The 4530-nt window shown below is 72.9% G+C and carries 1 protein-coding gene and 1 pseudogene; one reads left to right on the top strand and one right to left on the bottom strand.

From position 1 onward, the window contains the following. Window positions 1–734 (bottom strand): annotated as a pseudogene (locus ACH495_RS31780) (hypothetical protein); the annotation flags it as partial. 309 nt (window positions 735–1043) lie between these two features. Here ACH495_RS31780 and ACH495_RS31775 point away from each other — a divergent pair. After that, on the top strand, window positions 1044–4496 hold the full coding sequence (locus ACH495_RS31775; protein WP_396861410.1) for a BTAD domain-containing putative transcriptional regulator: 3453 nt from the start codon (window positions 1044–1046) through the stop codon (window positions 4494–4496). Window positions 4497–4530 lie beyond the last annotated feature (34 nt).

Genomic DNA, 4530 nt, shown 5'->3' with positions numbered 1-4530 from the left:
GTGTCGCGTAGGTAGAAGGTGGAGGTGCTGGGTCGGTAGACGCCGACGTTGTCGATGCCGTCGCCGTTCCAGTCACCCGAGATCGGCACGTCCTCCGGGGACACGTCCTCGCGGATGTTGTCGTAGCGGACCGGGGTGTAGAGGCCGGCGTTGCCGGAACTCCAGGTGCGCTCGATCGTGTCCGCGCTGCCGGTCTGCTCGATCACCACCGGAGCCGTGTGCGCGGAGTCGCTCCACCTCACGAACAGGGCGACGTGGTTCTCCGAGGGGTCACCGGTGTGCCGGAGCAGCGCGTCGCCCGGGGCCAGGTCGCCGCGCGGGATGGTGTGCGACCGGGTGTTCAGGTTGCCGGTCCAGAACGAACTCCCCGAGCCGCCGAGGCCCCACGCCATCGCCACGAACCCGGAGCAGTCGGTGCGGTAGTCGCCGTACTGGTTCTCATAGCAGCGGTTCTGGCTGTAGGGCACCCCACCGACGCTGAGCCAGCTACGGGCCCGCTTGATCGCCTCCGACCGCGACATGTCCTTGTCGGGGCCGTTGTCACCGCAGGGAATCGGCGTCGTGCTCACCGCGGCGGCCAGTCCCGCCCTCGGCGTCAGGCCCGGGTAACTGGGCAGCGCGGGATCGCCGGGCACGGCGGTCGCCGTCGATCCGGCCGCGCGTGACGGCGAGGTGTCCGGTGCCGCGGACGCCGCCGCGGGCGTCGCGGCCAGGGCCGCGGCCAGCACCGCCACCGCCGCCAAGGACCGGCGGCTCCACGAGCCACGTCGTCGAGCGTGTGAGTGCAATGTGTTCTCCTCATCCGTCCCGGCGTGCCGTGCGCCCCGCCGTGCCGGAAGTGTGCGGAGCGCTCCTGACGCATGGCTGGAGGGACAGATCCTGTAGTGAAACTCGTACTACGATCTGCCAGGACAGCAGGTGGAGTCGGATCGTCGCACCGCCGGCAGGCGTCGCTCGCCGGCTTCCCGTCGATGAGCCAACCGCCGGGGGCGCCGCGAGGGCCGCCCACGGGTCGACGGTAGTGCGCGCGGGGGGAGTCGACGATGGACGACGGGGAGCATGGCGGCCTGAGCGATCTTCTCCGCCGCGCTCGGCTCGGCCGGGGCCTGACCCAGGCCGATCTGGCGGATCGGGCCGGGGTCAGCGTGGGCGTGGTGCGCGACCTCGAACAGGGACGAAGCGGCCGACCACGGGGGCGTTCCCTGCAGGCGCTCGCCGACGCCCTGGGCCTGCACCACGAGGACCGCGTACGGATGAAGCAGCTGGCCCGGCCGCCGCAGCGAGACCGGCTCGAGCCGACCGGACCGGCCCGGATCTGCGTGCTGGGGCCGCTGCTGGTCACCCGGACCGGTCAGCCCACCGATCTTCGGGCCGGACGCCACCGTGTGGTGTTGGCACGACTCGCGCTGACTCCCGGCCGTCCGGTCGGCCGCGAGGAACTGATCCATCTGCTGTGGGGAGAGGCGCCTCCGACCTCGGCGGCCAACGTGGTGCAGACGCACATCAGCCGGATCCGTCGCCTGCTGGAACCGGCGCCGCACCCGGATCAGCCGCCGTCGGTGATCCTCGGCTCGGGCGGGTACGAGCTGCGCGCCGACGCCGAGCGGCTCGACCTGGTGGCCTACCGGTCCCGCCTGGTCGAGGCCGGTACACCGGCCGTGCCCCCCGGACGCGCCTTCGAACTGCTCCTCGACGCACTGGACATGTGGCGCGGTGACGACGCCGCCCAGGACGTTCCGGAACTCGCCGGCGATCCATTGATCACCGCGCTGGCCGAGGAACGCGTGGAGGCGGCCGTGCGCCTGGCGGGTCTGGGTGAGGTGCTGCACCGGCAGCGGCAGGTTCTCCCGCTGCTCCGCCGGCTGGCGGGTCGCCACCCCTGGCACGAGTCGTTGCACGCGCGGCTGGTGGTCGCGCTCGCCGCATCGGGTCAGCAGGCCGCCGCGATCGAGGCCTTCGAGGACATCCGCCAGCGACTCGCCGAGGAGCTGGGCGTGGACCCCGGCCGCGAGTTGATCGAGGCGCGGCGCACCGTGATCGGGGGCCAGGGGGAACGAAGCGTCGGCGCGCCGGCGGCGACCCGTGACGCCGTCACGCCGCGGCAGGCGCCGGCGCCACCGGCGGACTTCTGCGGGCGCGTCACGGAACTACGCGACATCGAACGGGCACTGCGCTATCCGGAGGGCGGATCACCCGTCGTCCGCGTCATCTCCGGCATGGCCGGAGTCGGCAAGACCAGCCTCGCGCTGAAGGCGGCCTGGGGCGTGCGGCGGGACTTCCCGGACGGTCAGCTCTACATCGACCTTCGCGGTGGGGGCGACGACCGACCGGTCGCGGTCGCGTACGCGATCGCCCGACTCCTCAAGGCCCTCGGTGTGGAGGCACGCGCCGTCCCCGGTGACGAGGACGAGGCCGCCGCGCTCTACCGCAGCGTGCTCGCCGATCGGCAGGTGCTGATCGTGCTCGACAACGCGCACGACGCCGCCCAGGTCCGCCTGCTGCTGCCCGGCCCGGGCGCGAGCGCGGTGCTCGTCACCAGCCGCAACCAGTGCGAGGAGTTGGACGGCGCCGTCACCACGCTCCTGCCGGTGTTCACGCCGGACGAGGCACTGGATCTGCTGCGGATCAAACTCGGCGCGGCCCGGGTCCGCACCGAGCGCAGCGCGGCCGAGGCCCTGGTCGACGCGTGTGGCCGGTTGCCGATCGCGGTGCGGCTGATGGCCGGCCGGTTGGCGGGCCGACCGGACGGGACGGTCGCCGAGGTGCTACGCGGGCTGACCGACGAGCGGTCGCGGCTCGCCTGGCTCAGCCTCGGTGACCGCACCGTGACCAGCAGTTTCGCCATCAGCTGCCGCGCCCTGCCGCCGAGGGCGGTCGAGGTCTTCCACGCCGCCGCGCTGATCCCCGGCGACGGCTTCTCGGCCGCCGCGGTCGCCGCGCTGCTCGGCTGGGAACAACGGCCCGTCCGGGTGGCGCTGGAGCGCCTCGTCGCGGAGAATCTGCTCCAGTCCGCCAGTGCCGGCCGCTACCGATATCACGACCTGCTGCGCCTCTATGCGCGACGGGCCGACGAGATCCGCGAGGCGCCTGTCGACGGCACCGTGGCGCTCGGCCGGCTCTACACCTGGTACCTGACGCGGACCGCAGCGGCGATAGACCTGGTCTATGCCGACATGGTGCGGCTGCCGACCGACGTCGACCCGACCGAGGAACCGTTTTCCGACCTCGATGCCGCGACGGGCTGGCTCGGCCAGGAGGCGACGAACCTCCTCGCCGCGGTCGAGGTCGCCGCGGCCGACGGACACCCCGCCCGGTCCTGGCAGCTGGCCGACCAGCTCCGGGGCTACTTCTTCGTCTCCGGCGACGCGCTCGCCTGGCTGGCGACCGGGTCGGCCGGGCTCGCCGCCGCCGAGAGCGCGGGGGACGTGCTCGCCCAGGCCGCGATGCATCAGACCATCGGGCAGGCGCACTGGGCGGCCGGGAAGCACCATCTGGCCGCCGACGCCTACCGCCGAGGCATCGAGGCGGCCCGCGTCAGCGGCTGGCGCGTGGGAGAGGCGTACCTGTCGCACAACCTCGGCCTCGTCCAGGCCGAGTTGGGCCATCCGGACGAGGCGCAGGAGCTCTATCAGCGCGCACTGGAGCTGGGGGACGGCCCCGACTTCCACCACGTCCGGGCGGTGACGTTGAACGACCTGGGCACCCTCTGCCACGAACGGGGGCAGCTCGTCGAGGCGGCCGACTACCTGACGGCGGCCCAGCAGTTGAACGAGCGGGCGGCCCGCAACCTGTCGGCCATGGCCAACCGGCACAACCTGGCGATGGTCCTGCGGCAGATGGAGGATTTCGAGCCCGCTCGCGCCCACTTCGTGGCCGCGCTCGACTACTACCGTCGCACCGGCTCGACCCTGCGCGAGCTGTCCGTGCTCGACGAGTTGAGCCAGCTCGACCGCCAGCTCGACGAGTGGGTCTCCGCGACGAACAACGCCCTCGAGGCGTTGCGACTGGCCCGGAAGCTGCGCAACCTGCGGGCCGAGGCGGCCACCCTCAACACGCTCGGCTTCGCGCTGCTGGGCAGCCGAGCGGTCGACGAGGCCCGGGCCCGGTTCACCGACAGCCTGTCGATCAGCCGGAACCGTGGCTTCCAGTACTTCGAGTGCCAGGCGGCCATCGGCCTCGCCGGGGCCGCTCTGCTCGACGGCGCCGTCGAGGAGGCCCGCCGGACAGCCGAGGGCGCGCTCCTCATCGCTTCCCGCAACGCCTACCGGGCACTGCACAGCGATGCCCTCATCGTGCAGGCCAACGTGGCGATCCGGCGGGGTGAGCCGGAGGCGGCCCGGCGACACTGCGCGGCTCTCCGGGAGCTGCTCCGCACGACGTCGCTTCCCGACCGGGCGCGCGAGTGCGACGCGATCGAGGCGCGGTTGGCCCCGGCGCCGCCGGGGCGGGACCCGGTGGTGTCCGGGTCCCGCCGTGGTGGTGGTCAGATGCCGTAGATGAATTGGGTGTCGACGGGTCCTGCGGTGTTGC

It is taken from the genome of Micromonospora sp. NPDC018662 (assembly GCF_044391475.1).
Classification (GTDB): Bacteria; Actinomycetota; Actinomycetes; order Mycobacteriales; family Micromonosporaceae; genus Micromonospora.
This window is presented reverse-complemented; position numbering and strand designations above follow the sequence as displayed.

Excerpts from the sequence above, each read along its gene's own strand:
- ACH495_RS31775 (WP_396861410.1), top strand. The coding sequence starts at position 1,044 with ATGGACGACGGGGAGCATGGCGGCCTGAGCGATCTTCTCCGCCGCGCT.